The 697-nt window shown below is 58.5% G+C and carries 1 protein-coding gene; it reads right to left on the reverse strand.

What is annotated here, in order from left to right; genetic code table 11:
- Positions 1-416: DNA methyltransferase (locus tag AC1DVH_RS32290; protein ID WP_477757195.1), on the reverse strand; the 416-nt coding region annotated here is incomplete at its 3' end.
- Positions 417-697: the final 281 nt, after the last annotated feature.

Raw genomic sequence — 697 nt, forward strand, 5'->3', positions numbered from 1 at the left:
GTCTCCAGCCTTGCTTTCGCGGTATTGAACATTGCCTCATCCTGCTCAATGCCGAGGAGCCGTCGGTTGAGTTGGAGGCATGCAACGCCTGTGGTCCCGCTTCCCATGGTGTTGTCCATCACTACCTGACCCGGACGGGAGTAGGTGGCGATCAAGAATTTCATCCAGGCGACTGGTTTTTGCGTTGGGTGGAAGCTATCGGCCTGCTTGTCGCTAGAGAAAAACTGCACCGAGCGCGGGTGCCGGTCTGTTGAGTCGTACTCGGTGAGGTGCAGCGCCTTGCCGTAACACTCAGAATCGACCGTCTTCCGCTTGTTGGTCTTGCGCTCATGCCCGGTCGACATCTGCGGGTTGTACACCGGTTGCTTTCGGTAGAGGACCTGAGCGCTTTCATTTGCCCGAAGCGGCTGCTGCATTCAGGAAGCCAGTGGCGTTGCCTTTCTCCCAGATCCATTCGTACCGGTAGTTCTTCGGGTTGCTGGCCACGACCAGTGACGAGAACGGCTGAGCCGCGCACAACACACATGGCCGCTTCCGGCTTGGCGGATTCGCAGGTACTCACGCCAAGGCGGTTCGAAGGAGATGATCACGTCCCTCGCGCACTGAACCGTGCCGTACGGCAGATCTGCGAGCACCATGTCGACGCTTTTGTCGGGCATGGTGCTCATCACCTCAAGACAATCGCCGAGGTACAACC

This window comes from Pseudomonas sp. P4_C3 (assembly GCF_056402075.1).